This is a genomic window from Ruegeria sp. TM1040 (assembly GCF_000014065.1).
In the GTDB taxonomy this organism is placed as follows: domain Bacteria; phylum Pseudomonadota; class Alphaproteobacteria; order Rhodobacterales; family Rhodobacteraceae; genus Epibacterium.
Map to the genome: position 1 here is coordinate 2,663,425 of NC_008044.1, position 24,093 is coordinate 2,687,517.

Below are 24,093 nucleotides of genomic sequence, written 5' to 3' on the forward strand. Positions count from 1 at the left end.
GAGTTTCTTTTGTCCCGGAAAACGCAAACGCCCGAACATGGCGAGGACAGCCATGACAACCAGAAACAGAGAGACGATCTTGAGGATCACGTCAAAGGCCAAAACGCGCAAACTGGGCGCGCTCCTCAACCGCTGCCAACGCATCTTCGGCCATGGACAGGCCAAACCGGCTCAGGAAGGGCTTTTTGATACCGTGGCGGCGCAGGCGCACCTTGTCCCCAAACCGCTCTTGCAGAACTGGCCTCAGATGGCCGATGCCGTCGATCAAACCGAGCTCCTTGGCGCGCCGCGCCAGCCAGATCTCTCCGGTAAAGAGCTTTTCCTCGGTGGAGAGCTTCTCTCCCCGACGGTCGGTCACATGATCGATGAAATTAGCGTGGATATCGTTCAACAGCCCCTTCAGGCGCGCCACATCCTCTTCGTTTTCCGGGCGGAAAGGATCGAGCATGCTTTTGCTCTCGCCAGCAGTGTGCACGCGGCGCTCCAGCCCCTGTCGCGCCAAGAACACATGCGCGCCAAAGCCCGCGGAAATCACGCCGATCGACCCAACAACCGAGCTCGCATCCGCATAGATCTCGTCCGCAGCCGCAGCGAGCCAATAGCCGCCCGAGGCCGCCACGTCCTCGACGAAAGCGATCACAGGAACGTCGCGTTCCTCAGCCAAGCGGCGAATACGCGCCCCGATCAGCGCGCTCTGCACCGGGCTGCCGCCGGGGGAATTGATCTCAAGGGCGACGGCCTTCGGCTTGCCCTTCGTAAAAGCGCGTTCCAAGACCGGAGCGAGCGTGGAGTCGTTCAGGCTTCCGCGCCCAGCCATGCCAATGGCTCCGGACAGGCGCACCACCGCCACTTGGGGCGGGCGTTTTGTGAAGGGCAATCGAAAACTCATGGCGCCGATGTAGAATGCCCACCCCTTGGAAACAAGGTATCGGGAGGGAGGAATTATTTCGTTGTTACGTTTGCGGCCCTGCAACGGGTAAAAATGCAACGTATTCAAACCGGCGCTGTGTCGCGCCTCCGGGGCAACCTGACGCAGCCGCGCCGCCCTCCTCAGGGGGGGCGGCGCTCGGCCCAACGGGCGGGACTGCATTCCAATGCAGGCGTGACTGGCGGGAGAGCCCCGGAAGTCAGGAGCGCAAGCGCCAGCCCGAGCGGAAAATCCAGCCAATCACCAGCAAGCACAAGCCGGTGAACAGCGCGATGGCCAGAAGGCTCAATCCAATCGGAACATCCGCCACCCCAAAGAAAGACCAGCGAAAGCCCGAGATCAGATAGACAACCGGGTTGAACAGGGTGATTGTCTGCCAAACCGGCGGCAGCATCGAAATCGAGTAGAACGAGCCCCCGAGAAAGATCAGCGGTGTGATGATCAGCAGCGGCACCAGCTGGAGTTGCTCAAAATTCTTGGCCCAAATCCCGATGATGAACCCCAAGAGCGCAAAACTGATGCACGTCAGAACCAGGAACAGGATCATCGCAAATGGATGCGCGATGGTAATATCCACAAAGAGATAGGCCGTGCCGAGGATCACAACCCCAATAAACAGCGCCTTGGTCGCGGCGGCACCGACGTAGCCCAGAACAATTTCGAGGAAATTGACCGGTGCCGACAAGAGCTCATAGATCGTCCCAATGAACTTGGGGAAATAGATCCCGAAGGATGCGTTTGAGATCCCTTGTGTAATGACGCTGAGCATGATGAGCCCCGGCACAATAAACGCCCCGTAAGAGACGCCTTCGACCTCATCAATGCGACTGCCGATGGCCGCGCCAAACACCACGAAGTAAAGAGAAGTCGACAGAACCGGAGAGATGAAACTCTGCGCAAGCGTGCGAAAAAATCTCGCCATTTCAAAACGGTAAATGGCGGCAATAGCAGTCCAGTTCATGCGTCTTCTCCAGATACAAGCCCGACAAAGATGTCTTCGAGGCTGGATTGGCGTGTCGATACATCCGCCAGCACCAGCCCAGCGGCGGCCACATCATTCAACAGCGATGTGATGCCGGTGCGTTCGGCTTTGACATCATAGGTGTAGATCAAGGACCGCCCATCCTCGCCCAGCCGCAATTCATGCTGCGCAAGCGCCTGCGGCACCGTTGAAAGAGGCTCGGTCAGGATAACCTGCAGTTCCTTTTTGCCCATCCGGGCCATCAGATCGGATTTTTCCTCGACCAAGAGAATTTCACCTGCGGCAATCACTGCCACACGGTCGGCCATGGCCTCTGCTTCTTCGATGTAATGCGTGGTGAGAATGATGGTGACACCGCTTTCGCGCAGCTCTCGCACCACGTCCCACATGTCCTTGCGCAACTCGACATCCACGCCGGCGGTGGGCTCATCCAGGAACAGCACCCGCGGTTCGTGGCTGAGCGCCTTGGCGATCAGAACCCGGCGCTTCATCCCGCCTGAAAGTTCCTTGATCTGACTCTTCCGCTTGTCCCACAACGACAGCTTCTTCAGGATCTCTTCGATCAGGGCATCATTTTTGGGTTTGCCAAAAAGCCCCCGTGAGAACCGCACGGAGTTCATGACGGTCTCAAAGGGCTCCAGGTTGATCTCCTGCGGAACCAGACCGATCATCTCCCGCGCCGCACGATAGGCACGCTCAATGCAGTGCCCGCCAACCGTCACGGATCCCGAGCTCGCGGTCGAGATACCGCAGATCGTTGAAATCAGGGTTGTTTTCCCAGCACCATTGGGGCCGAGCAAGGCAAGGATTTCGCCTTCTTCGATGTCAAGGTTCACCCCCTTCAGCGCCTCGAACCCTCCCGCATAGGATTTTCGCAGGTCAGTAATGGACAAGATGGTGCTCATGCGGCCTCCAGTTCGGATCATGCTCGGACAACAGCAATCAGAGGGTAAACCGCTCTGTTCACCTTTTGTGTTAGGGGTAACGCCTGAGCCCTGTTACCGCCACCCCCAATCACCGCGCATCTGCATGTGCATGGATGCAGTCTCGTCCTGACCGATACGGCTCCCGCATCGACCAGCACCAAAAGGCTAATCTACCTTTACGTATTCTCCTCCGACGCGCCCCCCAAGAGTTTGCGGAACCACCCTTTTGGCTTTGCACCACCCGCTTCCGCATCCTCCTCTGCATCTGCTGCATCAAGAGGGGCCGGAGCCAGCGCATCCTGCAGGTTGGTAAAGAACTGATCCGCCATCTTCTTGGCGAAACCGTCGATGATGCGACTGCCCAGTTGTGCGAGCTTGCCCCCCACCTTCGCCTCAACCTCGTATGACAGCAAGGTCCCGGTTTCACTCGGCGTCAAGGTGACAACCGCGCCACCTTTGGCAAAACCTGCGGCACCACCCTTCCCCTCGCCAGAGATCGTCAGTTTTTCGCCCGGGACCATATCGGACAGCGTTACATGCCCTGTAAACGTCGCTTTGACTGGCCCCACCTTCTGCGTCACCTTGGCTTCAAACCCCTCCTCGGGGGATCCGCTGACATCTTGCGCGCCCGGTACACAGGCCTTCAGCACCTCCGGGCTTAGCAAAGCCGCGTAAACGCTCGCTGGATCGGCGGCAATTTCCTTCTGATCACTCATTTGCATGGCGCATCTCCCCTCGTTTTCGGTCCGTTTTGGCCCCGCCCCTCACCTAGACGTAATTTCGCCTCTCTGCCAAGAACCATCCTCGGGCCAGTATCGACGCCAAGGCTACGTTGCGTCGCCTCAAAGCCAATAGGTTGACAGCAAAGCCCACCGCCTGCGCAAGCTGAGCCACCTTATCGGCCAGTTGCAGGAGGACAGAAATTGCTCGAAGGCATACGCATCATTGAAATCGAAGCGCTCGGTCCCGCCCCATTTGCGGCCATGATGCTTTCGGATCTCGGCGCCGAGGTCATCTGCATTCACCGCAAAGGCGCTGCGGCCACATCCATCATGCCAGAGCGCTCTATCCTGGATCGGGGCAAGAAATCCATTGCTCTGGACCTCAAGGACCCGAGCGATCTGAAGATCGCACAGGATCTCATTGCAACCGCGGACGGCTTAATTGAGGGGTTCAGACCGGGCGTGATGGAACGTCTCGGGCTCGGCCCCCAAGCCATGCAGAGTAATAATCCACGCCTTGTTTACGGCCGGCTAACGGGGTGGGGGCAAGACAGCCCCAGAGCCAACGAGGCTGGACACGACCTGAATTACATCGCGCTCTCCGGCGCGCTTTGGCCCGCGTCGAATGCCGGTAACGCCCCTATGCCGCCGGCCACCCTTGTGGGTGATATCGGGGGCGGCGCGCTCTACCTCGTCGCAGGGCTTCTGGCCGGCCTCTTGCGCGCCGCACAAACCGGCATGGGCACCGTTGTCGACGCGGCGATCTACGATGGCTCCGCACATATGATGACTCTTTTGATGGCCCTGCGCCAAGCTGGCAGCTTTGGCGAAACACGCGGCGAGAACCTGCTCGACGGTCCCCATTGGAGCAGAACCTATCGTTGCAGATGCGGAGGCTATATCGCGGTCCAATGTCTTGAGCCGAAATTCTACGAAATTTTTCTGGAGAGACTAAACCTCGCGCAGGATACCGATTTTCAGCAGCAGTTCGACAAGGCTTCGTGGCCAGCTCTTACCTCGCGGCTCGCTCGCCTTTTTGCCACGCAAGACCGCGAGCACTGGTCAGCCCTGTTTGCCACCAGTGATGCCTGCGTCACCAAGGTTCTGTCCCCGTCCGAGGCTGCCAAGGACCCGATGAACGACAGACAGACCTGGCACACCACAGGGGGCATACTGCAAGCGGCCCCCGCACCTCGCTTTGACGGGCAGACACGAGCGCCCAAAAAGCCGCCAAATCGTGACGAGCACCGAGCGGAGATACTTGCGATGCTGCGCGCGGACGTCTCCCCCTCTTCCAACGAGAAATACCCCGGGGGTGTTTGAGGGGGCAGCGCCCCCTCATCGGAATGACCAGATCTTTGTAGCGTGCAATCCTGCGCGCCTAAGCGCCTTCGCGTACGGTATCGATCATTCGTTGCACGTTGTCGGGATCCGCATCCGGCGTGATACCATGTCCGAGGTTGAAAATATGCGGCCCCTTCGAGAACGCCTTGACGATCCGGCGGGTGTCCTGAACGAGCGCCTCTCCACCGCTGACCATGTGCCGCGATGCAAGGTTGCCTTGCACGCAGCCTGCGACCTGCACATGCTCCGCCGCCCATTCCGGGTCGACGGAGTTGTCGAGCGCAACACAATCCACACCTGTCGCTGCGTGAAAACCGATGTACTTCTCGCCGGCCTCGCGCGGAAAGCCGATTACGGGGACATGCGGGTGGCGCGCCTTCAGGGCCGCGGTGATCTGACGTGCCGGCTCGAGCGCGTATTTGTCAAATGCCTCTCCCTTGAGCGATCCCGCCCAGCTGTCAAAGATCTTCACAACCTCTGCGCCAGCTTCGATCTGGGCTGAGAGATAGCTGATGGTCGCCTCGGTAATCCGTGCCAAAAGCGCCTCGAACAGGGGGGTGTTTTCCTGCATCAAGGCATGCGCCGGTCCCTGATCCGGCGTTCCACGTCCTGCGATCATATAGGTCGCAACCGTCCATGGCGCGCCCGCAAACCCGATCAAGGTGGTCTCCGACGGCAGCTCTTTCGACAGAATTCGCACCGTCTCGTAAATCGGGCTCAGGGTTTCGTGCACATCACTGGCTGGCCCCAGCTTGGCAAAATCCGCATCTGTCGTGATCGTGGAGAGGCGCGGCCCCTCGCCGGTGACAAACCAAAGGTCTGCCCCCAGCGCCTGTGGCACCAGAAGAATATCGGCAAACAGGATAGCCGCATCAAAGCCATAGCGACGAATGGGCTGCAGTGTCACCTCTGCCGCCAGTTCGGGATTGTAGCATAGACTCAGAAAATCCCCGGCCTGTGCCCGGGTCGCGCGGTATTCGGGCAGGTAACGCCCGGCCTGACGCATCATCCAAATCGGCGGCACGGCCTGCGTTTCGCCTGCCAATGCGCGTAGGATCGTCTTCTGTTGGCCCATGCTCTGCCCCTCTCATTGCGGTCCCCCTGAGGTCTAGCCTCAGCGGCAAATTGTCAAGGCTTGCCAACCTGCGCATCCAAGCGCTTGCCACGGCATAATGTCGCGACTAATCCTGTCGGCATGACTTTGACCCTGCCCTCTCCCGCTTCGCCCCTCAAGATCGGCACCCGTGGCTCGCCGCTCGCGCTTGCACAGGCTTATGAGACCCGCGACCGACTGGCGCGCGCCTTTGAGCTGGAGCCCACGGCCTTTGACATCGTGGTGATCAAGACCACGGGCGACAATCGCGCCATGATCGACGCCGACCGGCCGCTCAAGGAGATCGGCAACAAGGGTCTCTTCACGAAGGAGATCGAGGAGGCCTTGCTCTCTGGCGGGATCGACATTGCGGTTCACTCCATGAAGGATATGCCGACACTGCAGCCCGAGGGCTTGACGCTTGACTGCTATCTGCCTCGGGAAGATGTGCGCGATGCGTTTGTGTCACCCGGGATTCACAGCATTGCAGATTTGCCCGAAGGCGCAGTTGTGGGCACCTCATCGCTGCGCAGACGCGCGCAGCTGTTGCATCGCCGTCCCGACCTGCAAGTGGTAGAGTTCCGCGGCAACGTACAAACCCGGCTGCAGAAACTCGAAAACGGCGTCGCCAGCGCAACCTTTCTCGCCATGGCGGGACTGAGGCGCCTTGATATGGCAGAAGCCGTGCCTGCGACGCCCATTTCGGTCGACGACATGCTGCCCGCAGTGGCTCAGGGTGCAATCGGCATCGAGCGCCGCAGCAGCGATATCACCACTGCCGCGATGCTTGAGGCGATCCATCACGCCGAGACAAGTTTGCGCCTTGCCGCCGAACGCGCCTTCCTCGCCGCCTTGGATGGGTCCTGCGAAACACCGATTGCCGCACTTGCCGATCTCTCTGGCGGCACCATTCAGTTGCGCGGTCAGATCCTGCGCCCCGACGGTTCAGAGGCCCTCAGTGACGAACAGGACGGCGCAATCGAAGACGGCGCAGAACTCGGTCGCCAAATGGGTGAGACGCTCAGAGCCCGCGCAGGCGCAGGGTTCTTCGCGCACTAGTGCCTATGGCGCCTGAACTCAGGGCGGCTGTCCTCAGAGCGGCTCTTACATACGGACCAACCCGCTGTCCTTCAAACGGCGGGCCTATACCTAGGCTGCAGTGGAAACGCTGTCTCTCTCAAAGGGCTTGAACCCAGCAGGCGCAGCGACATGGACGATGTGCTCGCCCTGGGCGATCCGCTCAAACGGAGCGCAGAGCCTCTCAGAGAGGGAATGGCTTACTCCTCGGGCCGAGAGGGTACTTGTTCTGACTCCACATACTTCTGGTAGCCTAGCCACTTCAGCCAGCCTTCGGCACTCCCGGCAAAGACGTTGAGATCCACATCCCCCGTAATGCCCGGCACCGACCCGGTACCGGTGTACTGCCAAAACGCCCAAGATGCGCCCGGATAGACCTGTTCCGGGTGGCCAGCCACCGAACGGAGCCAAAAATCGACACCGCGCAGTCGACCGATGTTGGTGTCGCGGTAGAAGTCGACAGTTGTATAAACCACGGGCCTGCGCCCGTAATGCTGCGTGATCTTCTTGATAAAGCGCTCCGCCTCATGGCGCGCTTCCGCGCCAGACGGGCGGCGCTTGCAACTCGGCGACGTGTGGTTCCACTCAATATCCAGAACCGGGGGCAAACTGCCCGCTTCTTTTGGGACATTGCGAATAAACCAGCGCGCCTGATCTTCGGGACTACGGCAGAAATAATAGAAATGATAGGCGCCCCGCCGCACCCCGGCCCGCCGTGCGCCGCGCCAGTTGGACTTGAACTCGGGATCAAGGAGATCGCCACCTTCGGTCGCCTTGATCCACGCAAAGGACACGCCTGCCGCGCCCACCTGCCGCCAATCTATCGCTCCTTGGTATCGCGCCACATCAATACCGTGAATAGGGTAAGCCCATGGCGTTCCCCCCTCCCAGTCATGCGGATCGTTGTCGCCGTATTTTGGATAGGTCGACAGAGCGGCATAGGCACGGGCGAAGGCAGGGTTTACGACCTGTTCGGCCGCTGCCTCCAGAGGCGGGGGAGGCACTGCATCCTGTGTAGTGCTGCCACAGGCTGCGAGAGCCGCGAGTAGTCCCATGCTTAACAAACGATGAAAAATCATAATACCCGCCTCAAAGAATTGCCTGTCTCCATAGAGCCGGAGACAGAGCAGTGCTTCAACGCAGAATACGAGATTTACGCAGGGCTCACGCCAATTGAGCGAATTTACACCTATGCCGCGATCAAATCCATTTCGCCAGCGGAGGCAGGCTCATCAGGACTGCATTGGCATCGTGCCCGGTCTCGAGACCAAATTTTGTGCCGCGGTCGTAGACGAGGTTATATTCGGCATAGAGACCGCGATGAATGAGCTGAGCCTCTTTGTCATCCGCAGAGCACGCATGCCCCCGTCGCCGCTCCACCAAAGGCAAAAAGGCGGGCAAAAAGGCGCGGCCAATGTCCTGAATCAATGCAAAATCCTGCGCCCAGTCACCCGTGTTGTGGTCATCCAGAAAGATCCCGCCAACACCCCGCGCCCGACCGCGATGGGGAATAAAGAAATACTCATCCGCCCAAGCCTTGAGGCGGGGATAAAGATCCGCTCCATGGGGGTCGAGATGCGTCTGCTGCACCTCATGGAAATGCGCCGTATCCTCGTCGTACTCGATGCAGGGATTGAGGTCTGAGCCACCCCCGAACCACCAGCCATGAGGGGTCCAGAACATGCGGGTGTTCATGTGAACCGCAGGCACATGCGGATTGCGCATATGCGCCACGAGGGAAATGCCAGAGGCCCAGAAGCGCGGATCTTCCTTCATGCCAGGCAGCCCCTTGCGCGCCGCCATCGCCTGTTGCGCGCGTGCTCCCAGCGTGCCGTAGACCTCGGAGATATTGACACCGACCTTTTCAAAAACGCGCCCGCCACGCATCACGCTCATAAGGCCACCACCCGCGTCGGAACCATCCTCGGCGGTGCGTTTGGTGTCGCTCACATCAAACCGCCCGGCGCCCATCTCGGTAAAGGGACCTTCGTGGTGGCTGTCCTCAAGCCCTTCGAATGCAGCAACGATCTGATCTCGCAGCTCTCGAAACCACGCCGCCGCGCGCGCCTTCTCGTCACGCATTTCTGCCGTGTTCTGTGCCATGACGGCCTCCCTCATCAGATCGAGTTTTAGACTGCCGCCTCAATGCACCGGCGCTGTGACAGGATCAAGCAGGGTACGCCCGCCGTCGAGCGTCAGTACCTGCCCGGTCATGAAGCCCGAGGCTTCCGAAGCGAGAAACTGCGCGGTCTCGGTCAGCTCGGTCGGCGGCGCAATCCGATTGAGCGGGGTGTGCTCTTCAATGTCCTGGCGCAAGGAACGGTTGTCCTTCAACGTCGCCTGCATGGATGCGCTCATCACGGAACCGAACGCGATGGAATTCACCCGTATCCGGTGCGGCGCAAGCGAAACCGCCAAAGAGCGCGTCATCTGATCGAGCGCCGCCGAGGCCACCGAATAGCCCATAAGGTCGGGGTGGGTGCGCCGTGCGGCGATGGACGACAGGTTGATGATGGCGCCATTGGGGCCCTCATCGTCACGCTCCTCAGCCTGACGGATCATCCGTTTGGCCACATGCTGCGACAGACGCAGCGTGGACATGAGGTTTTGCTTTAACAGGAACTCAACGCTTTCGTCGTCGGGGTTCAGTGGCTCGCTGGGCACGACCTTTCGGGCGCCATTGACCAGAATGTCGACCTGATCAAACGCGTCGATGGTCGCTGACAACAGGTTGGCAATGGTCAGGCGTTCGCGCAAATCACCCGCGAAATGGCGGATATTGCTGTCCTCCACGTCACCGCCCAGCTCTTGCAGGAGCGTTGGCTCATCGTGATCCACAAACATTACATTTGCACCTTCACGGGCGAACTGCCGACCAATCGCCAGGCCGATACCATTGGCCGCGCCAGTCACAATGGCTGTCTTGCCAGAGATGGAAAAACTCATGGGGGTTGGATCCTTGCTTGCATCAGGCCTTGGGCCTGTGTCTTGGGCCAGGGGTCAGAAGAAACGCGCGTCTGTGGCGCACTCTGGCGAAACGATAGCCCGAAGATTTTCAGATTTGAACAGGTTTTGATCCCTGCCCGTCGTCTTGACCTTGGGTTACGCGCTAACCTTTGCGGCGCGGGCGAACACCATGCAGGATCTTGAAGCGGTTGTCGCCTGCCGCCTCCTCAAAGGACACGAAACACTCGCCAAGAAGGGCCTCATAAGGCAGATGCCTATTGGCCACCATCCAGAGCTGGCCTGCCGGTTTCAGCAGACGGGCCGCATTTGCAATGAAGGCTTGGCCCAACGAGGGTTCAGCCGCGCGGCCGCTATGAAACGGAGGGTTCATGACAACCGCATCCAGACTGCCCTTTTGGCCCCAGCTGCGCGCATCGGCCCAGTGAAACTCAGCATGCGCATCGGTGACATTGGTTTGCGCACAGGTCAGCGCGACATGGTCGGCCTCAACCAGATGCAAAGTCTCCAAATTGCTGCGCCGCAGGATTTCAGCCGAGAGATAGCCCCAGCCCGCACCAAGATCGGCCACCTCTTTGCCGAGCTTTTTGGGCAGTGCCCGCGCCAACAAAGCAGAGGCTGGGTCGATGGCATCCGCAGAGAACACACCCGGCGCGGTTACAAATCCGCCGTCTACTTCACTCGGTCCTGGCACCCAATCAGAGAGGTCGATCCCGCCCTCAATGCAAAACGCCTTGCCATGCGCCTTGGAAATCGCATGACTGGGACGGGTGCGCTTATTCAGCTCTTTCAGCAGCGAGTCGATGCCGTCAGTCTTGGCACCATCGACCAAAACCGGCCCCTGCGTGGCCGCGACAGCCTGCGCCACGAGTTGGCGAGCCAAGGGCTTTGAGCGCGGAATGAACACCACTGCGGCATCATAGGTCGCATCTTCCGCAACCTCCGCCACAGAGGTCAGACCACGCCCCGCCCAATAGTCATATTCGGGCTTCAGCGGTTGGATGATCTCCAGCCGCGCATCTGGCAAATCAGAGAGATCATGCCCCTCGCGCGGATGAAAAACAGCGATTCGCCCCTCATCGGGAACGCGAAAATCGCCTGATTGAACCACGAGGCTCAGGCGTTGAGACATGTGAAGAGACCTTTCCCAGACCAGACGCGCAGACGCGGGTCAGTCGTCTTTTTCCATGGTGCACTGCAAAGGATGCTGATGGCGACGGGCATAATCCATCACCTGCGCAACCTTGGTTTCGGCAACCTCATGGCTGAATACACCCACTACCGCGAGACCTTTTTTGTGAACAGTCAGCATGATTTCAAAGGCTTGCGCGTGATTGAGACCGAAGAACCGCTCCAGAACGATGACCACGAACTCCATCGGTGTGTAGTCGTCGTTCAGCAGCAGCACCTTGTAGCGCGGCGGCCGCTGCGTACGCGGGCGCGTCTTGGTCAACAGACCAAGATCGCTCTCGTCATCCGGATTGTCCGACATCATTAAGGGCTGCATTAGCATAGGATCAACAGTTTCCAGTGGTGCATCTGATTTCGTCACCGGCTTATATAGCGGAAGACCCCACAAGGAAAAGAGATTGAGGCCGGGATAATGTCTAGAACGCTCACGACCATCGGTTTTGACGCAGATGATACGCTTTGGCACAACGAACGCTTCTTTCGTGTCACTCAGGATCGCTTTGCCGAACTCCTTATGGATCACACATCCGAAGACATGGGGCCGGAAGCGCTGGATCGCAAGCTGCTGGACGCAGAGAAACGCAATCTTGGCGCCTATGGCTACGGGGTCAAAGGCTTCACGCTCTCGATGATTGAAACCGCGATAGAGGTGACTGAGGGGCGCGTTCCGGCGGCGGTCATCAAAGAACTGCTGGAGGCTGGCCAGATGATGCTCTCCTTTCCGATCGAATTGCTACCCCATGCGCAGACCGCAGTTGAAACCCTCGCCAAAGAGCACCGAGTCATCCTGATTACCAAGGGCGATCTGCTCGATCAGGAGCGCAAGCTCGCCCAATCTGGGCTGGGCGAGTTGTTCGACGCGGTCGAGGTGGTCTCAGAGAAGACACCGCAGGTCTATATCGACATTTTTGAGCGTCACGGTGACGGCGCCGCGCGGGCCTTGATGGCCGGAAACTCCATGCGTTCCGATGTGGTTCCGGTTGTGCGGGCTGGCGGCCACGGGGTCTATGTCCCGCATGGCGCAATTTGGGAAGTCGAGGCCGCAGAGCCCCCCACAGAAAGCCCGCGCTATCACGAAATCCCCGACCTCGGCGCGCTCCCTGAGTTGGTTGAACGACTCGCCTAAAGGGGGAATTCCGAGGGTTATGTTAACCCTTCATTCATAACTGTGACTTTAGCGCTTCATTTGATCGCTAAATATCGGCGTGATCCCGCTTTTTGCACCACAAGACGAAGAGAATTTTCCGCAGAGTTTCCACAAAAGGATCGCCTTATTTAGCGAGGGCACGCGCAGCAACCACTACATATCGATTCTCAAGATATTCCAACGCTTTTCGTCCACGTCATGTTCCGTAACGACCGGTTTATTCGAATGATCAGCTGTGGTAGCTTTTGCTGACAAGACAAAACGCCAGTTGGAAAACCAGCGGCACGAGGCAGACATGGCAGTATTTTCAGAGGTCGACGACGGTCGCCCCTCCTCCTTGTGGGTGAGGTTTGGCCGTGGACAACGTCGCGGCACAGTACAAACATTTCGCAACAAGTTCAGGGCGTTGTGCAGGCGCAGTGCGCAGGCGCTGACCCTCGCACTTGGCGTGGCGTCCATTGCGCCGGAGCGCGCAACCGCTGCCCCCTACGCGGCGATGGTCATGGATGCGCGTACCGGCGAAGTGCTGCATTCGCGCAATGCGGATACTCGGCTGCACCCCGCCTCGCTGACCAAGATGATGACCCTATACATCGCCTTTGAGGCGGTGCGGAACGGGGAAATCACCCTCGACACCCAGATCACGGTTTCGCGCAATGCCGAGGCAGAACCTCCTTCTGAGTTGGGCCTGCGCCGCGGGCAAAAAATCGCACTACGGTATCTGATCCGGGCCGCAGCGGTAAAATCCGCCAATGATGCGGCCACGGCCATTGGTGAGGCGATCTCCGGGTCTGAGGCGGCCTTTGCGCGGCGAATGAATCGCACCGCCAAGGCACTGGGAATGACCCGCACGACCTTCAAGAACGCGCATGGGCTGACTGCCAATGGTCACATGTCGACGGCACGCGACATGACAATCCTCGGACGTCATATGCTTTATGACTACCCTGAGTATTATAATCTCTTTTCGCGCACCTCGACCAACGCGGGCACCAAGGTTGTCTACAACACCAACCGCCGCTTTCTCGCGGCCTACCGCGGTGCGGATGGCATCAAGACCGGCTATACGCGCGCAGCCGGGTTCAACCTCGTCTCCTCTGCAAAACGGGGCGATGAGCGCATCATTGCAACCGTATTTGGCGGGAAATCCACCGCGGCACGCAACGCCAAGATCGCAGAACTCCTGGACCTCGGCTTCCGGCGCGCTCCGGCCTATGCCAAACTGCAAAAGCCCCCTATGCCGCCCTACCTCGGCAACAGCGGTGTGCGCCTGGCAGAGGATGACACGCATGGCATGGCCGGAAAGACGATCCGCGTCAGCGGGGTGATTTCAGAGACCCTGCGCCCACGGCCCCGTCCGCTGCCAGAGCCTGCCCCGGAAACGCTACTTGCAGAGGCTGAAACAGAGGTCGAGACCGGTACTGTTGCCGCACCTGAAGAGGTGCAGCTCGCCGCGCTGGATAGCGATGCCCTGAAATCCGGCATCAACGACGCTCTTTTGGAAGTCACCGAAGTCTCCGATGTCTCGGCAATCCAACCTCAGGCGCGGCCCGAGGCTCTTCAGGCAGAGGTGGAAGGTGAGCAAGCCCTGCAGGCGGAAATCCGAACAGCGGTCGCGCGCGCCGTTGAGGCCCCGACGCAACCGCGCTACACCGGGCCACGTCCACAGGCGCGCCCAGCAAAATTCAACACCGAAGTTGCTTCGCTCGAGGAACCAGTCGTGGTGACACGCCTGTCGACCTCTGGCGGCCGCTACTGGGGGATCAATGTCGGACGCTACACCAACCGTTTTCAGGCCGAAAAAGTCTTGTTGCGCACGGCTTTGGCCGAAATGGAGACGCTCGAAGGCTCTCTGCGCAAGGTGGTGCAGAGTCCGCGCGGATTTGACGCCAATTTCCTTGGGATGACCAAGGAAAGCGCCGAGCTCGCATGCAAGCGCCTCAACTCTCGCAATGTCACCTGCGAGACACTTGGCCCCTCCTCCTAAGCCCTGACGTGCAAGTCAAAAGCCCCGTACCAAAGCCATTGGTGCGGGGGTTTTTCCATTCTTCCAACCAGAAATATCCCGGGGGTGAATTGCCCGGGACGGGCAAGAGGGGGCAGCGCCCCCTGCCAGTGGGCCTTGTAAAACCTGACGACCAATATGGTATCTGACCGGTTTGAGCCCCCTCAATGAGGTCGCGCCATCAAGGTTTGGGGTGATCATCCCACTCGTCACTCAGGATACGGCGCGCATCCCCTTCCGGGTCGTCATATTGCTCCGAGCGCACCGTATAGATGAACCCAATCAACCCTGCCCCGCCGAGGATAAGGGAAATTGGGATCAGATAAGACAAAACAGTCATGACGGCACTCCCGGCTTTCTAACGCAGACGCAAGGCGTTGAGTGAAACAGTTATGGATGACGTGGACATCGCCAGCGCCGCGATCAAGGGGGTGGCCAGGCCCGCGATCGCAAGGGGCACCGCAATCACATTATAGAGTGTTGCGATCTGGAAGTTTTCCCGGATGCGTCTGGTCGCACGCTCTGCCACGCCGCAGGCTTCAGCGATGGGCGCTAGATCTTTGCCGAGCAAAACAATGTCTGAGGCAACCCGTGCTGCATCCAGTGCCGAAGCCGGAGAGATCGACACATGCGCACCTGCCAATGCAGCGGTATCATTGAGCCCATCACCCACCATCAGCACCTTGCGCCCTGTCTGGGTCAGCTCCGCAATGCGAGCGGCCTTGTCCTCAGGCAGGGCCTCAGCCACCCAGCTTTGAATGCCCAGGCGCTTCGCCAGATCCTCCACTGCGGCTGTGGTGTCACCAGATATCAGCAGAACATCCTTGCCCGCCCCCTGTAGCGCGCGCACGACCTCTTCGGCACCGGCGCGAAGGGCATCTTTGAAACAAATTGCGACAGGCGCCCCCTCTCCGAGATCCAGCCAGGTCGCAGTTTGCTCTTGCGTCCCTCGAGCACCGACCCATGCTGCACGCCCAAGCCGAACCGGCTGGCCGTTCAGACGCGCCTCGGTGCCATAGCCGGGCACTTCGCGCAGATCTTCAAGCACAGCTGGCTCCGCCCCTGCATCTCTCGCTGCCCGCGACAGCGCAATGGCCAGCGGGTGACTTGAGCCAGACGCCAAGGCAAGCGCAACAGAGCGTTCTTTGGGGCTGAGTGTATCGAGGTTGACAACTTCCGGCGCGCCCTCCGTCAAGGTTCCGGTCTTATCAAAAACTACCGTATCAACCTCGGCCAGCCGTTCAAGCGCGGTGGCGTGTTTGACAAGAAGCCCGGCCCGGAACAGCCGCCCCGATGCCGCAGTGGTCACTGCAGGAACCGCAAGACCAAGCGCACATGGGCAGGTGATAATCAGAACAGCTGCGGCGATATTGAGGGCCGTGCGCAGATCGCAGGTATAAAGATACCACCCAACAAACGCAAGAGCCGAGAGGATATGTACCCCCGGCGCATAGAGCTTTGCAGCGCTATCTGCCAGAGAGGTGTAGCGCGACCGGCCCGACTCGGCGATCGCAACCAGATCCGCCATTCGGTGCAGCGACGTCTCTGCGCCAACAGCTGTGGCGCGGATCGTCAGCGGCCCCGTGAGGTTCACTTCCCCTGCAGAGACAAGGCCCCCGGGCTCTGCCAGCACCGGAAGGGTTTCCCCGGTGAGCAAAGAACGATCAAGTTCCGAGCGCCCCTCGGTGATCTCTCCGTCTACGGGCATGCGCCCCCCGGGTCGCACGCGGATCAAATCCCCGATGGTCAGATCGGCGACCGAGACCTCGACCTCTTGTCCCTGTTTGTCCAGTCGCCAGGCACGCGGCACCTCAAGCGCTGCAAGCTCCTCGGCGGCAGAGCGGGCCGCCGCGCGTGTCCGATGATCGAGATAGCGCCCCGCCAGCAAGAAGAACGTCAGCGTCAGGGCGGCATCAAAATAGGCATGCTCCCCGGACAGTGTCGTCTCCCAAAGGGAGGTCAGCAGCGCCAACAGCAGCGCAAGAACAATCGGCACATCCATATTGAGCCGCCGCGCCCGCAACGCCTGCCATGCGTTCTTAAAGAAGGGATGCCCAGAATAGACGATGGCCGGGAATGTGATCGCCGCCGAAATCCAGTGAAACATGTCACGGGTGGCATCGGAAGCCCCGGACCAGACCGAGATCGACAGCAGCATCACGTTCATGGACGCAAACCCCGCCACTGCCAGACGCAACAACAGTTCACGCCCCGCCCGATCCGTCTCCGTAGCGGCCAGGGCTGCCAGATCCAACTCATGCGCCTCGTAACCAAGCGACGCGCAGATCGGGACCAAGTCGGCGGCGCGCATTTCTGGTTCGGCCTCCACCAAGGCGCGCTTCAACGTGAGGTTCACCCGCGCAGACCGTACACCCGGCACTTGCGACAGACCGCGCTCAACGGCGGAAATACAGGCCTGACAATGGATTGTTGGCAACGAGATCGCGAGACGCGCCTCGGTCGGGGCCTGCGCAATAGCTTCTGTCGGAGCGGCCGCGCAGCCCGGACAAACCGCCGTTTGGTGGTGCATCTGGGCAGTCATCGTCTAGCCTCAGGCCTCTGCACAAAACGGGCAGTCGCCCCCCCGCAGGCGCCGAAAAAGAAGGCATCTCGCATGATCTCAGTCCTTTACGTGCAGGATCACCCGCTGCGTGAACTCGGTGCCATCTTCGGCGCGCGCGATCATCCGGATGTTCCAGTTCCCCGGGGCCAGCTCTGCGGGGGCCACATAGGCCGACCCGTCAAAGCGGAACTGCGGCTTTTGATCGTCCCTGACATGCGTGGCGCGTCCCAGCGTCGCAGTGAGCGAGGCGACCTCAACCGGCTGGCCGTCACGATCGCTGATCTCGAGCTTCACCTCGTTCCCTATCGCCGAGGCGTAGACCGACCAGCCCAGCGCTTCTTGCGCGGCGCGGCGCGTATCAAATTGCTGGCTCGCAACATAGGAGTTCTTGACCTCGACACCCGGAAACGTGCTCACCGCGCTGTAGGCCATGTAGAGGTTCACCGAAATGATGATCCCAAAGGCCCCCACACAGACTGCAAGCATATGTTTGCCGGTGAACTGGCGGGGTGCTTTTGTGGTTTCGCTATGCATGGATCAGTTCCCCCGTCCGTTGAATGTCGTGTCACGATAGGCGCGCTCGCCTGAGGTCAAATCTTCGACCCAGAGTCTCAGGCCAGTGTTTTCCGCCTCTGCCGGCGCGCTGTCCCGTGGTGCAGAGACATAGACCCGCTGCAATTCGGCGCTGTCTGCGGGCACCTCGACCTTGGTGCCTTCTTCGCCCTCAAGCGTGACAGAGAGCGTAGGATCACCAACAATCGACATCTCAAAGATCCGAGCCTCCCCGTTCTTGTTCGAGAGGCGCACGTCGTAGGTGTTGCGGATAGTGCCATCCGACAGAGTCACATAAGTCGGGTTGCGCACGGGTGCGACGGTCATGTTGATGTCTGCTCGAATGAAGAGCGCAAAGACAAGCGCCAGACCAACACCTCCCCAGAGGGTTGTGTACATGATCGTACGTGGGCGCAAAATGTGCTTCCAGACCGGGCGCGGCGGCTTGCCTGCACGTTCCTGTGTCTCGTCTGAAAGCGCCATGTAGTCGATCAGCCCGCGTGGTTTGCCCACTTTGGCCATGATGTCGTCGCAAGCGTCGATACAAAGCGCGCAGGTGATGCACTCCATCTGCTGCCCGTCCCGAATGTCGATTCCCATCGGGCAGACGTTCACACAGGCCATGCAGTCGATACAGTCGCCCAACTGCTCCGCCTCAGCGGATTTGCGGTGTTTGCCGCGCGGCTCACCACGCCAATCGCGATAGCCCACCGTCAGCGTGTCCTCGTCCATCATAGCCGCCTGGATACGGGGCCATGGGCAGGCATAGATGCAGATCTGTTCGCGCGCAAAACCGCCAAAAAAGAAGGTCGTAAAAGTCAGGATCGCCATCGTCGTGTAGGCCACCGGATGCGCTTGCCCCGTCACCAGATCCTGAAGCAGTGTCGGCGCATCTGCAAAATAGAAGACCCACGCCCCACCAGTCGCAAGACCGATCAACAGCCAGGCGACCCATTTGGTGACCCGCAGGCGAACCTTTTTGAAGTCCCATTTTTTCTGACGGTGCAAGCGCAGGCGCGCATTTCGATCCCCTTCGATCCAGCGCTCCACCAGAATGAAGAGATCGGTCCAGACAGTTTGCGGACAGGCATAACCGCACCAGACCCTCCCCAAGGCCGAGGTAAAGAGAAACAGCCCTAGGCCGGCCATGATCAAAAGGCCCGCCACAAAATAGAACTCATGTGGCCAGATCTCGATCCAGAAGAAGTAAAACCGCCGCCCGGCCAGATCGAGGAGGACCGCCTGATCCGGCAACTCGGGTCCACGATCCCAGCGGATCCATGGCAGCAGGTAGTAGATCCCCAGTGTGACGGCCATGATCACCCATTTGAGGGTGCGAAACTTTCCCGATACGCGACGGGGAAAGATTGGCTCTCGCGCGGCGTAAAGGCTGGGGGTTTGGCTCGAATCGCTCAACTTCTGGCTCCGATCCTGTGACAGGTCTGATTGTGTTCTCTCAGAGGCCAGCGGTCGAGACTTTGACGTGGATCAAAAATCGCATCTCGCATGTGCATTTTGCCCATCTGTCGCTGGCGCTGCGAGCGCCGCACAAGAACTGTACGGTCAGATCAAGGGCGTAGAGTCGCGCTCTCGCCGCAGCCAGTTGACGAAATGCCGCGCACCCGGACGCAGCAAGCACGGGCGGTGCACTATGTGATAGCCACGGCCCTTTTCTTCGCAGAAAAGCTCGGTCAGGCGGCCCGCCGCCACATCGAGCGCGACGAATTCACGCACCGACACCGCAACCCCCTGCCCCGCGCGCAGCGCTTCCATCAACAAGTTGCCCGGCAAAACGACTCGCCCCGCCTTAACGCCATCTTGAACGCCTCGGGAGCGCAGCCAGACCGACGCCTCATTGGTGCCGATTTCCTCAAGCCAGGGCAGGTCCAGCAGGTCCTCCGGCGTTGTGACGGCGCGTTTATCCAAGAGACCCGGCGCAGCCACCACGACCATCGGCGAAGCGAGCAGCATCTCTGCCTCGAGCCCCGGCCATGTGCCTGTTCCATAGCGCAGGGCAATATCGATCCCACCTGGGGCAAGACGCACCACTTCGCCGGTGGGGTCGATCACCAGATCGACATCGGGGTAGGCCTGACGGAACCCCGCCAGCCGTGGCATCAGCCAATGAGTCGCAAACATTGGCGTGCAGGTAACATGCAGAGGCTGCCCTGCGCCGCGTGAGGTCAGGTCCTGCACGGCGCTGCGAATCGCGCCAAACCCAAGCGCCAGCGCCTGTGCTAGCTGCTCGCCCTCGCTCGTCAGACGCAGCGAGCGGCCAGAGCGGTCCAGAAGCGGCACCCCCATATGCGTCTCAAGGTGGCGCAATTGCTGACTGATGGCAGCGTGGCTGACGTTCAGCTGCTCGCCTGCCTGTTGCAGGTTGCCGGTCTCCGCAAAGGCCGCAAAAGCCCTCAGGGCCGACAAGGGGGGCATGTCGCGCCAGTTCATATGTAAGCCTTACTTACACGTTGAATTTCTTCCTGACTCGCATATCAGGCGCACTCGGGCAAGCATGAGCGCAGTTTCCTTCCACCCTGCCCCTATCAAGGAGTACAAGCATGTTAGTTGATATTTACGCCCGATCGATGCTGAACGCGACCCGCCACTCGGATCTGCCGGTGCGGCCCCTACCCGCTCCAGCCCGGCGATCGCGCCTGTCCCTCAGTGGCATGCTGCGGTTTTTGAAGATCCGGGTGGGCGCGCGTCAGGCAAACGAAAGAAGAAACCTACCCCACGCCACACACCCTGTGGCGTGCAAGTAATCGCCCAGCGCCTGCGGCCTGTACCACATCCAGACGACCGGAAGACAAAAGACGCCAGTTCTCCAGGAAACGCGCAAACAAGCAGAGAACTGGCGTCAATTGAGCCCGTCCGTTCCCGGAACGGGATCAGGCGAAAAGCAAGGTCTGACACAAAGGCCTTCCCAACCATGACCCTGGATTTCGTCTTGTTCCCACTGTGCCTCCGGCCTTGGTTGGCGGCCTTGATACAGATCAACCCGCTGCGCATTTGTCCCTCAAAGACGTCGCTAGAGCCTGGATTCTAGAGGCTTGGACGCCATTGTCCCCCAAACGAAAAGGGCCGCCCCAGATGGAGCGGCCCAGTCTTTTCAGTGTTATGGCGCTTACTCGCCGCCACCCAATTGGTGGACATAGGCGCTGACTGCGCGGATCTCAGCTTCGCTCAGACGGCTGTCCCAGTTCGGCATGACCCCAAAACGCGAGTTCCAGACTGTCTCGTAGAGAGTGTCGTAGTCGCCCCCATAGAGCCAGATCGCGTCCTTCAGGTTCGGCGCACCTTGGTAGATATCACCCGATGCGTCCGCCCCATGACAGGAGGCGCAGTTTTCTTCGAACACAACCGCGCCCGCAGCCACTTCGCTTGCGTCTTTGGGCGTGTCTGACAGGGACATCACGTAGTTTACGACCTGACTGACCTCTTCTTTTTGGAGCAGTTCATCACGACCAAAGGCGGGCATTGCGGAATAGCGGGCATCGTCGCTTTCCTCGTTGCGAATGCCATAAGAGACCGTGGCATGAATGTCTTCCATCGTGCCACCCCAGAGCCAGTCATCATCCAAGAGGTTCGGATAGCCTTTGGCCCCCGCCGCACCAGACCCGTGACACTGCGCACACCATGTCTTGAAGACGGCGGCCCCGGCAGAGACGGCGTAGCCCTCAAGCTCGGGATGGCCCGGAATGGCGGCAAGTTCCAGCGCTTCGAGCTGGGCGTTGATGGGCGCGTTGGCCTCATCGACGGCGGCAATCTCGGCCTCGACCTGACCACGCGAAGACCATCCGGTGATCCCGGAGGTGGCCGCGCTGACCATCGGCCATGCAGGATAGGCGATGGTATATCCGATGCCCCAGATGATCGTGGCGTAGAACACCCACAGCCACCAGCGCGGCATCGGGTTGTCGAATTCCATGATCCCGTCCCACTCGTGGCCGGTGGTGTTTGGATCGCCCTCGTGGATCTTTACTGTCTTTTTATTGCCCGTTTCACTCATTGCTGGGCCTCCGGTTGAGCGGCGCGCTCGGACGCCGGCTTGTCCGCGTTGCGGAAGGGGATGTTGGCTGTGTCCTCATAGGTTTTGGTGGAACCCGGGCGGAACGCCCAGATCACAACACCAATGAAGAAGAGGAACAGAAAGAGAAGCATCCAGCTGTCGGCGAACTCTCGCAGCAGCGAATAGGTTTCCATGGCTCAATCCTCCCTTAGCGGCTTGCGTCGGGTGTGAAGGTCGAGAAATCGACCAACGTGCCGAGCATCTGCAGATAGGCGATCAATGCATCCGCCTCGGATACACCGGGCTGACCATCAAAGTTGCGCACATTGACGCTCTCGCCGTAGCGCTCCAGCAGCCCGTCATAATCGCTGTCGGGATCGGCTTGTGCGCGGAAGTCGCGACGAGCTTCTTCGATCATCGCCTCGGTATAGGGGACACCGACAATCGCATTGGTGGCCATCAGTTCTCCGATGTATTTGCCATCAATACGGGTGCGCTCCAGGAAGTCATACTTGGGCATGACCGACTCTGGCACAACCGCCTGCGGGTCACGCAGGTGATCGACGTGCCACTCGTCCGAGTAGCGCCCGCCAACCCGGGCCAGATCCGGCCCGGTGCGCTTGGAGCCCCACTGGTGCGGGTGGTCGTACATCGACTCCGCCGCCAGCGAATAGTGACCGTAGCGTTCAACCTCATCCCGCATCGGACGGATCATCTGGCTGTGACAGACGTAGCATCCTTCGCGGATGTAGATCTCCCGCCCCGCCAGCTCGAGGGGGGTGTAGGGACGCATGCCCTCCACCTCCTCGATGGTGTTCTCTAGATAGAACAGCGGGGTGATCTGTACCAGGCCACCGATGGTAACCACGAGAAAGGAACAGATCAGCAGAAGCGTTGCGTTGGTCTCGAGGATTTTATGTTTGTCGAGAATTGCCATCTCTCCGGCCCTCCTTATTCAGCCGGGACCGCGACGGACAGGCTGGCCTCTTTGGCCGGCGCCCGACGAACGGTCATCCAGAGGTTATAGCACATGACCAGCGACCCGGTGAGGAACAGAACCCCGCCCAAACCACGCATCACATACATCGGAAGCTTCGCAGCAACGGTGTCGGCAAAGGACCACACGAGGAAGCCGTTCGCATCCACTTCACGCCACATCAGGCCTTCCATGATACCGGTCACCCACATGGACGCCGCATAGAGAACGATGCCGATGGTCGCGAGCCAGAAGTGCCAGCTGACCAGGCTCAGGGAGTAGAGCCGCTCACGCTTCCACAGAACCGGGGTCAGGTAGTAGAGCGCACCGAAGGTGATCATACCATTCCAGCCCAGCGCACCAGAGTGCACGTGACCAATGGTCCAGTCGGTGTAGTGGCTCAGCGAGTTCACCGCACGGATCGACATCATCGGACCCTCAAATGTGGACATGCCGTAGAAGCCAACCGAGATCACCAGCATCCGCAGGACCGGATCGGTGCGCAGCTTGTCCCAAGCGCCCGAGAGCGTCATCAGACCGTTGATCATGCCACCCCAGGAGGGCATCCACAGCACGATCGAGAACACCATGCCCAGCGTCGAGGCCCAGTCCGGCAGCGCGGTATAATGCAGGTGGTGTGGGCCGGCCCAGATGTAGATGAAGATCAGCGCCCAAAAGTGGATGATCGACAGTTTATAGCTGTAAACCGGACGATCTGCCTGCTTGGGAATGAAATAATACATCATGCCGAGGAAGCCTGCGGTCAGGAAGAAGCCCACCGCGTTGTGGCCATACCACCACTGCACCATGGCATCCTGTACACCAGGCCAGACAATCACGGACTTGGAGCCCCAGATCGAAACAGGAATGGTCAGGTTGTTGACGAGGTGCAGCATCGCGACGGTCACGATGAAGGCGAGGAAAAACCAGTTGGCCACATAGATGTGGCGCTCTTTGCGGCGAATGATGGTACCGAGGAACACCGCCAGATAGGCCACCCAGACAACGGTCAGCCACAGGTCGATGTACCACTCGGGCTCAGCGTATTCCTTGGACTGCGTTCCGCCCAAGAGATAGCCGGTTGCCGCAAGCACGATAAACAGCTGATAGCCCCAGAAGACAAACCACGCGAGGTTGCCGCCCCAGAGTCGTGCCGCCGAGGTGCGCTGCACGATGTAAAAGGACGTCGCGATCAACGCGTTACCGCCAAACGCAAAAATCACTGCAGATGTGTGCAGCGGACGCAGGCGGCCAAAATTCGCAAACCCTTCGGACCAATCAAAATTCAGAACCGGAAAAGCCAGCTGGAACGCAATGAAGGTCCCCACAAGGAACCCCGCGACACCCCAGAATGCGGTTGCAATGACACCTGCGCGCACCACGCCATCGAGATATTCCCCGGTGACGGGAGCCGGAACCGGCTCGTCGGTCTCGCGCAGTGTCCACAAGAACAGGCCACCTGCGACGAGCATCAAGATCACCGCATGTACCTGATACGCCAGATCCCTGGCGTAGCCGGCGGCGATCATGAAGAAGACCGTCAATACGCCAAGCACTATCAGCTTGAGATAATTAGACATTTCATGCCCCTTTGAATGATTCACCCGAATCGTG

23 protein-coding genes are annotated in these 24,093 nt (G+C 59.8%); 4 read left to right on the plus strand and 19 right to left on the minus strand.

The genetic code is table 11. The features are described 5' to 3' along the window. Positions 1-91: 91 nt before the first annotated feature. The 4 genes from TM1040_RS17045 to TM1040_RS17060 all read right to left on the minus strand — a co-directional run bounded on the left by TM1040_RS17045 (position 92) and on the right by TM1040_RS17060 (position 3,558). Positions 92-889 (minus strand): S49 family peptidase, encoded by a 798-nt coding sequence (locus TM1040_RS17045; RefSeq protein WP_011539840.1) that lies wholly within the window; start codon positions 887-889, stop codon positions 92-94. 238 nt (positions 890-1,127) lie between these two features. Next, on the minus strand, positions 1,128-1,889 hold the full coding sequence (locus TM1040_RS17050) for an ABC transporter permease (protein ID WP_011539841.1): 762 nt from the start codon (positions 1,887-1,889) through the stop codon (positions 1,128-1,130). Beyond that, a complete protein-coding gene (locus tag TM1040_RS17055; RefSeq protein WP_011539842.1) occupies positions 1,886-2,815 on the minus strand; it encodes an ABC transporter ATP-binding protein in 930 nt (309 codons plus the stop codon). Before TM1040_RS17055 ends, TM1040_RS17050 begins: the two co-directional genes overlap by 4 nt. 197 nt (positions 2,816-3,012) lie before the next feature. Then, positions 3,013-3,558, minus strand: a complete 546-nt coding sequence (locus tag TM1040_RS17060) for a CoxG family protein (RefSeq protein WP_011539843.1) — start codon at positions 3,556-3,558, stop codon at positions 3,013-3,015. A 201-nt stretch (positions 3,559-3,759) separates the two neighbouring features. Between TM1040_RS17060 and TM1040_RS17065 the strand changes: the two genes are divergently transcribed. Then, complete coding sequence (locus tag TM1040_RS17065; protein ID WP_011539844.1) at positions 3,760-4,881, plus strand: CaiB/BaiF CoA transferase family protein; 1,122 nt, start codon at positions 3,760-3,762, stop codon at positions 4,879-4,881. 58 nt (positions 4,882-4,939) lie between these two features. On the opposite strand, the gene hemE is transcribed toward TM1040_RS17065, so the two are convergent. Next, on the minus strand, positions 4,940-5,977 hold the full coding sequence (gene hemE / locus TM1040_RS17070) for a uroporphyrinogen decarboxylase (RefSeq protein ID WP_011539845.1): 1,038 nt from the start codon (positions 5,975-5,977) through the stop codon (positions 4,940-4,942). A gap of 120 nt (positions 5,978-6,097) precedes the next feature. On the opposite strand from hemE, the gene hemC reads away from it, so the two are divergent. After that, positions 6,098-7,054: a hydroxymethylbilane synthase gene (hemC, locus tag TM1040_RS17075; protein ID WP_011539846.1), complete on the plus strand. Its 957-nt coding sequence runs from the start codon at positions 6,098-6,100 to the stop codon at positions 7,052-7,054. 218 nt (positions 7,055-7,272) lie between these two features. On the opposite strand, the gene TM1040_RS17080 is transcribed toward hemC, so the two are convergent. The 5 genes from TM1040_RS17080 to clpS all read right to left on the minus strand — a co-directional run bounded on the left by TM1040_RS17080 (position 7,273) and on the right by clpS (position 11,549). Beyond that, positions 7,273-8,151 (minus strand): glycoside hydrolase family 25 protein, encoded by an 879-nt coding sequence (locus tag TM1040_RS17080; protein ID WP_011539847.1) that lies wholly within the window; start codon positions 8,149-8,151, stop codon positions 7,273-7,275. A 121-nt stretch (positions 8,152-8,272) separates the two neighbouring features. Next, positions 8,273-9,175, minus strand: a complete 903-nt coding sequence (gene hemF, locus TM1040_RS17085; protein ID WP_011539848.1) for an oxygen-dependent coproporphyrinogen oxidase — start codon at positions 9,173-9,175, stop codon at positions 8,273-8,275. A gap of 39 nt (positions 9,176-9,214) precedes the next feature. Beyond that, complete coding sequence (locus TM1040_RS17090; RefSeq protein ID WP_011539849.1) at positions 9,215-10,018, minus strand: SDR family NAD(P)-dependent oxidoreductase; 804 nt, start codon at positions 10,016-10,018, stop codon at positions 9,215-9,217. Positions 10,019-10,181: 163 nt separating this feature from the next. Beyond that, positions 10,182-11,168, minus strand: coding sequence for a class I SAM-dependent methyltransferase (locus tag TM1040_RS17095; protein ID WP_011539850.1), 987 nt, complete (start codon positions 11,166-11,168; stop codon positions 10,182-10,184). A 39-nt stretch (positions 11,169-11,207) separates the two neighbouring features. Next, on the minus strand, positions 11,208-11,549 hold the full coding sequence (gene clpS / locus TM1040_RS17100) for an ATP-dependent Clp protease adapter ClpS (RefSeq protein WP_011539851.1): 342 nt from the start codon (positions 11,547-11,549) through the stop codon (positions 11,208-11,210). A 90-nt stretch (positions 11,550-11,639) separates the two neighbouring features. Between clpS and TM1040_RS17105 the strand changes: the two genes are divergently transcribed. Then, positions 11,640-12,353, plus strand: a complete 714-nt coding sequence (locus TM1040_RS17105; RefSeq protein ID WP_011539852.1) for an HAD family hydrolase — start codon at positions 11,640-11,642, stop codon at positions 12,351-12,353. Positions 12,354-12,669: 316 nt separating this feature from the next. Next, entirely contained in the window at positions 12,670-14,361 is a 1,692-nt protein-coding gene (locus tag TM1040_RS17110; RefSeq protein WP_044027271.1) for a D-alanyl-D-alanine carboxypeptidase family protein, read from the plus strand. 199 nt (positions 14,362-14,560) lie between these two features. On the opposite strand, the gene ccoS is transcribed toward TM1040_RS17110, so the two are convergent. From ccoS to ccoN, 9 genes are all read right to left on the minus strand, one after another. Continuing rightward, positions 14,561-14,719, minus strand: a complete 159-nt coding sequence (gene ccoS / locus TM1040_RS17115; protein WP_005629952.1) for a cbb3-type cytochrome oxidase assembly protein CcoS — start codon at positions 14,717-14,719, stop codon at positions 14,561-14,563. An 18-nt stretch (positions 14,720-14,737) separates the two neighbouring features. Then, positions 14,738-16,921 (minus strand): heavy metal translocating P-type ATPase, encoded by a 2,184-nt coding sequence (locus TM1040_RS17120; RefSeq protein WP_011539854.1) that lies wholly within the window; start codon positions 16,919-16,921, stop codon positions 14,738-14,740. Positions 16,922-16,999: 78 nt separating this feature from the next. Then, positions 17,000-17,476, minus strand: coding sequence for a FixH family protein (locus tag TM1040_RS17125; RefSeq protein ID WP_011539855.1), 477 nt, complete (start codon positions 17,474-17,476; stop codon positions 17,000-17,002). A 3-nt stretch (positions 17,477-17,479) separates the two neighbouring features. Beyond that, positions 17,480-18,910 (minus strand): cytochrome c oxidase accessory protein CcoG, encoded by a 1,431-nt coding sequence (gene ccoG, locus TM1040_RS17130; protein WP_011539856.1) that lies wholly within the window; start codon positions 18,908-18,910, stop codon positions 17,480-17,482. 147 nt (positions 18,911-19,057) lie between these two features. After that, positions 19,058-19,942: a LysR family transcriptional regulator gene (locus TM1040_RS17135; protein WP_011539857.1), complete on the minus strand. Its 885-nt coding sequence runs from the start codon at positions 19,940-19,942 to the stop codon at positions 19,058-19,060. A 676-nt stretch (positions 19,943-20,618) separates the two neighbouring features. After that, positions 20,619-21,503: a cytochrome-c oxidase, cbb3-type subunit III gene (gene ccoP / locus TM1040_RS17140; protein WP_011539858.1), complete on the minus strand. Its 885-nt coding sequence runs from the start codon at positions 21,501-21,503 to the stop codon at positions 20,619-20,621. Beyond that, entirely contained in the window at positions 21,500-21,697 is a 198-nt protein-coding gene (locus TM1040_RS17145; RefSeq protein ID WP_011539859.1) for a CcoQ/FixQ family Cbb3-type cytochrome c oxidase assembly chaperone, read from the minus strand. Before TM1040_RS17145 ends, ccoP begins: the two co-directional genes overlap by 4 nt. A 14-nt stretch (positions 21,698-21,711) precedes the next feature. Then, positions 21,712-22,440 carry a cytochrome-c oxidase, cbb3-type subunit II gene (gene ccoO, locus TM1040_RS17150; RefSeq protein ID WP_011539860.1) on the minus strand — a complete coding sequence of 243 codons (729 nt, stop codon included), beginning with the start codon at positions 22,438-22,440 and terminating at the stop codon, positions 21,712-21,714. A 14-nt stretch (positions 22,441-22,454) separates the two neighbouring features. Then, positions 22,455-24,059: a cytochrome-c oxidase, cbb3-type subunit I gene (gene ccoN / locus TM1040_RS17155; protein WP_011539861.1), complete on the minus strand. Its 1,605-nt coding sequence runs from the start codon at positions 24,057-24,059 to the stop codon at positions 22,455-22,457. Between the last annotated feature and the right edge of the window lie 34 nt (positions 24,060-24,093).

Coding starts and splice junctions, on each gene's coding strand:
- TM1040_RS17110 (WP_044027271.1), top strand. CDS start 12,670: ATGGCAGTATTTTCAGAGGTCGACGACGGTCGCCCCTCCTCCTTGTGG.
- hemE (WP_011539845.1), bottom strand. CDS start 5,977: ATGGGCCAACAGAAGACGATCCTACGCGCATTGGCAGGCGAAACGCAG.
- hemC (WP_011539846.1), top strand. CDS start 6,098: ATGACTTTGACCCTGCCCTCTCCCGCTTCGCCCCTCAAGATCGGCACC.
- TM1040_RS17080 (WP_011539847.1), bottom strand. CDS start 8,151: ATGATTTTTCATCGTTTGTTAAGCATGGGACTACTCGCGGCTCTCGCA.
- ccoN (WP_011539861.1), bottom strand. CDS start 24,059: ATGTCTAATTATCTCAAGCTGATAGTGCTTGGCGTATTGACGGTCTTC.
- TM1040_RS17060 (WP_011539843.1), bottom strand. CDS start 3,558: ATGCAAATGAGTGATCAGAAGGAAATTGCCGCCGATCCAGCGAGCGTT.
- hemF (WP_011539848.1), bottom strand. CDS start 9,175: ATGGCACAGAACACGGCAGAAATGCGTGACGAGAAGGCGCGCGCGGCG.
- ccoO (WP_011539860.1), bottom strand. CDS start 22,440: ATGGCAATTCTCGACAAACATAAAATCCTCGAGACCAACGCAACGCTT.
- TM1040_RS17055 (WP_011539842.1), bottom strand. CDS start 2,815: ATGAGCACCATCTTGTCCATTACTGACCTGCGAAAATCCTATGCGGGA.
- TM1040_RS17050 (WP_011539841.1), bottom strand. CDS start 1,889: ATGAACTGGACTGCTATTGCCGCCATTTACCGTTTTGAAATGGCGAGA.
- ccoS (WP_005629952.1), bottom strand. CDS start 14,719: ATGACTGTTTTGTCTTATCTGATCCCAATTTCCCTTATCCTCGGCGGG.
- TM1040_RS17135 (WP_011539857.1), bottom strand. CDS start 19,942: ATGAACTGGCGCGACATGCCCCCCTTGTCGGCCCTGAGGGCTTTTGCG.
- TM1040_RS17045 (WP_011539840.1), bottom strand. CDS start 889: ATGAGTTTTCGATTGCCCTTCACAAAACGCCCGCCCCAAGTGGCGGTG.
- TM1040_RS17095 (WP_011539850.1), bottom strand. CDS start 11,168: ATGTCTCAACGCCTGAGCCTCGTGGTTCAATCAGGCGATTTTCGCGTT.
- ccoP (WP_011539858.1), bottom strand. CDS start 21,503: ATGAGTGAAACGGGCAATAAAAAGACAGTAAAGATCCACGAGGGCGAT.
- TM1040_RS17125 (WP_011539855.1), bottom strand. CDS start 17,476: ATGCATAGCGAAACCACAAAAGCACCCCGCCAGTTCACCGGCAAACAT.
- TM1040_RS17105 (WP_011539852.1), top strand. CDS start 11,640: ATGTCTAGAACGCTCACGACCATCGGTTTTGACGCAGATGATACGCTT.
- TM1040_RS17090 (WP_011539849.1), bottom strand. CDS start 10,018: ATGAGTTTTTCCATCTCTGGCAAGACAGCCATTGTGACTGGCGCGGCC.
- TM1040_RS17120 (WP_011539854.1), bottom strand. CDS start 16,921: ATGACTGCCCAGATGCACCACCAAACGGCGGTTTGTCCGGGCTGCGCG.
- clpS (WP_011539851.1), bottom strand. CDS start 11,549: ATGCTAATGCAGCCCTTAATGATGTCGGACAATCCGGATGACGAGAGC.
- TM1040_RS17145 (WP_011539859.1), bottom strand. CDS start 21,697: ATGGAAACCTATTCGCTGCTGCGAGAGTTCGCCGACAGCTGGATGCTT.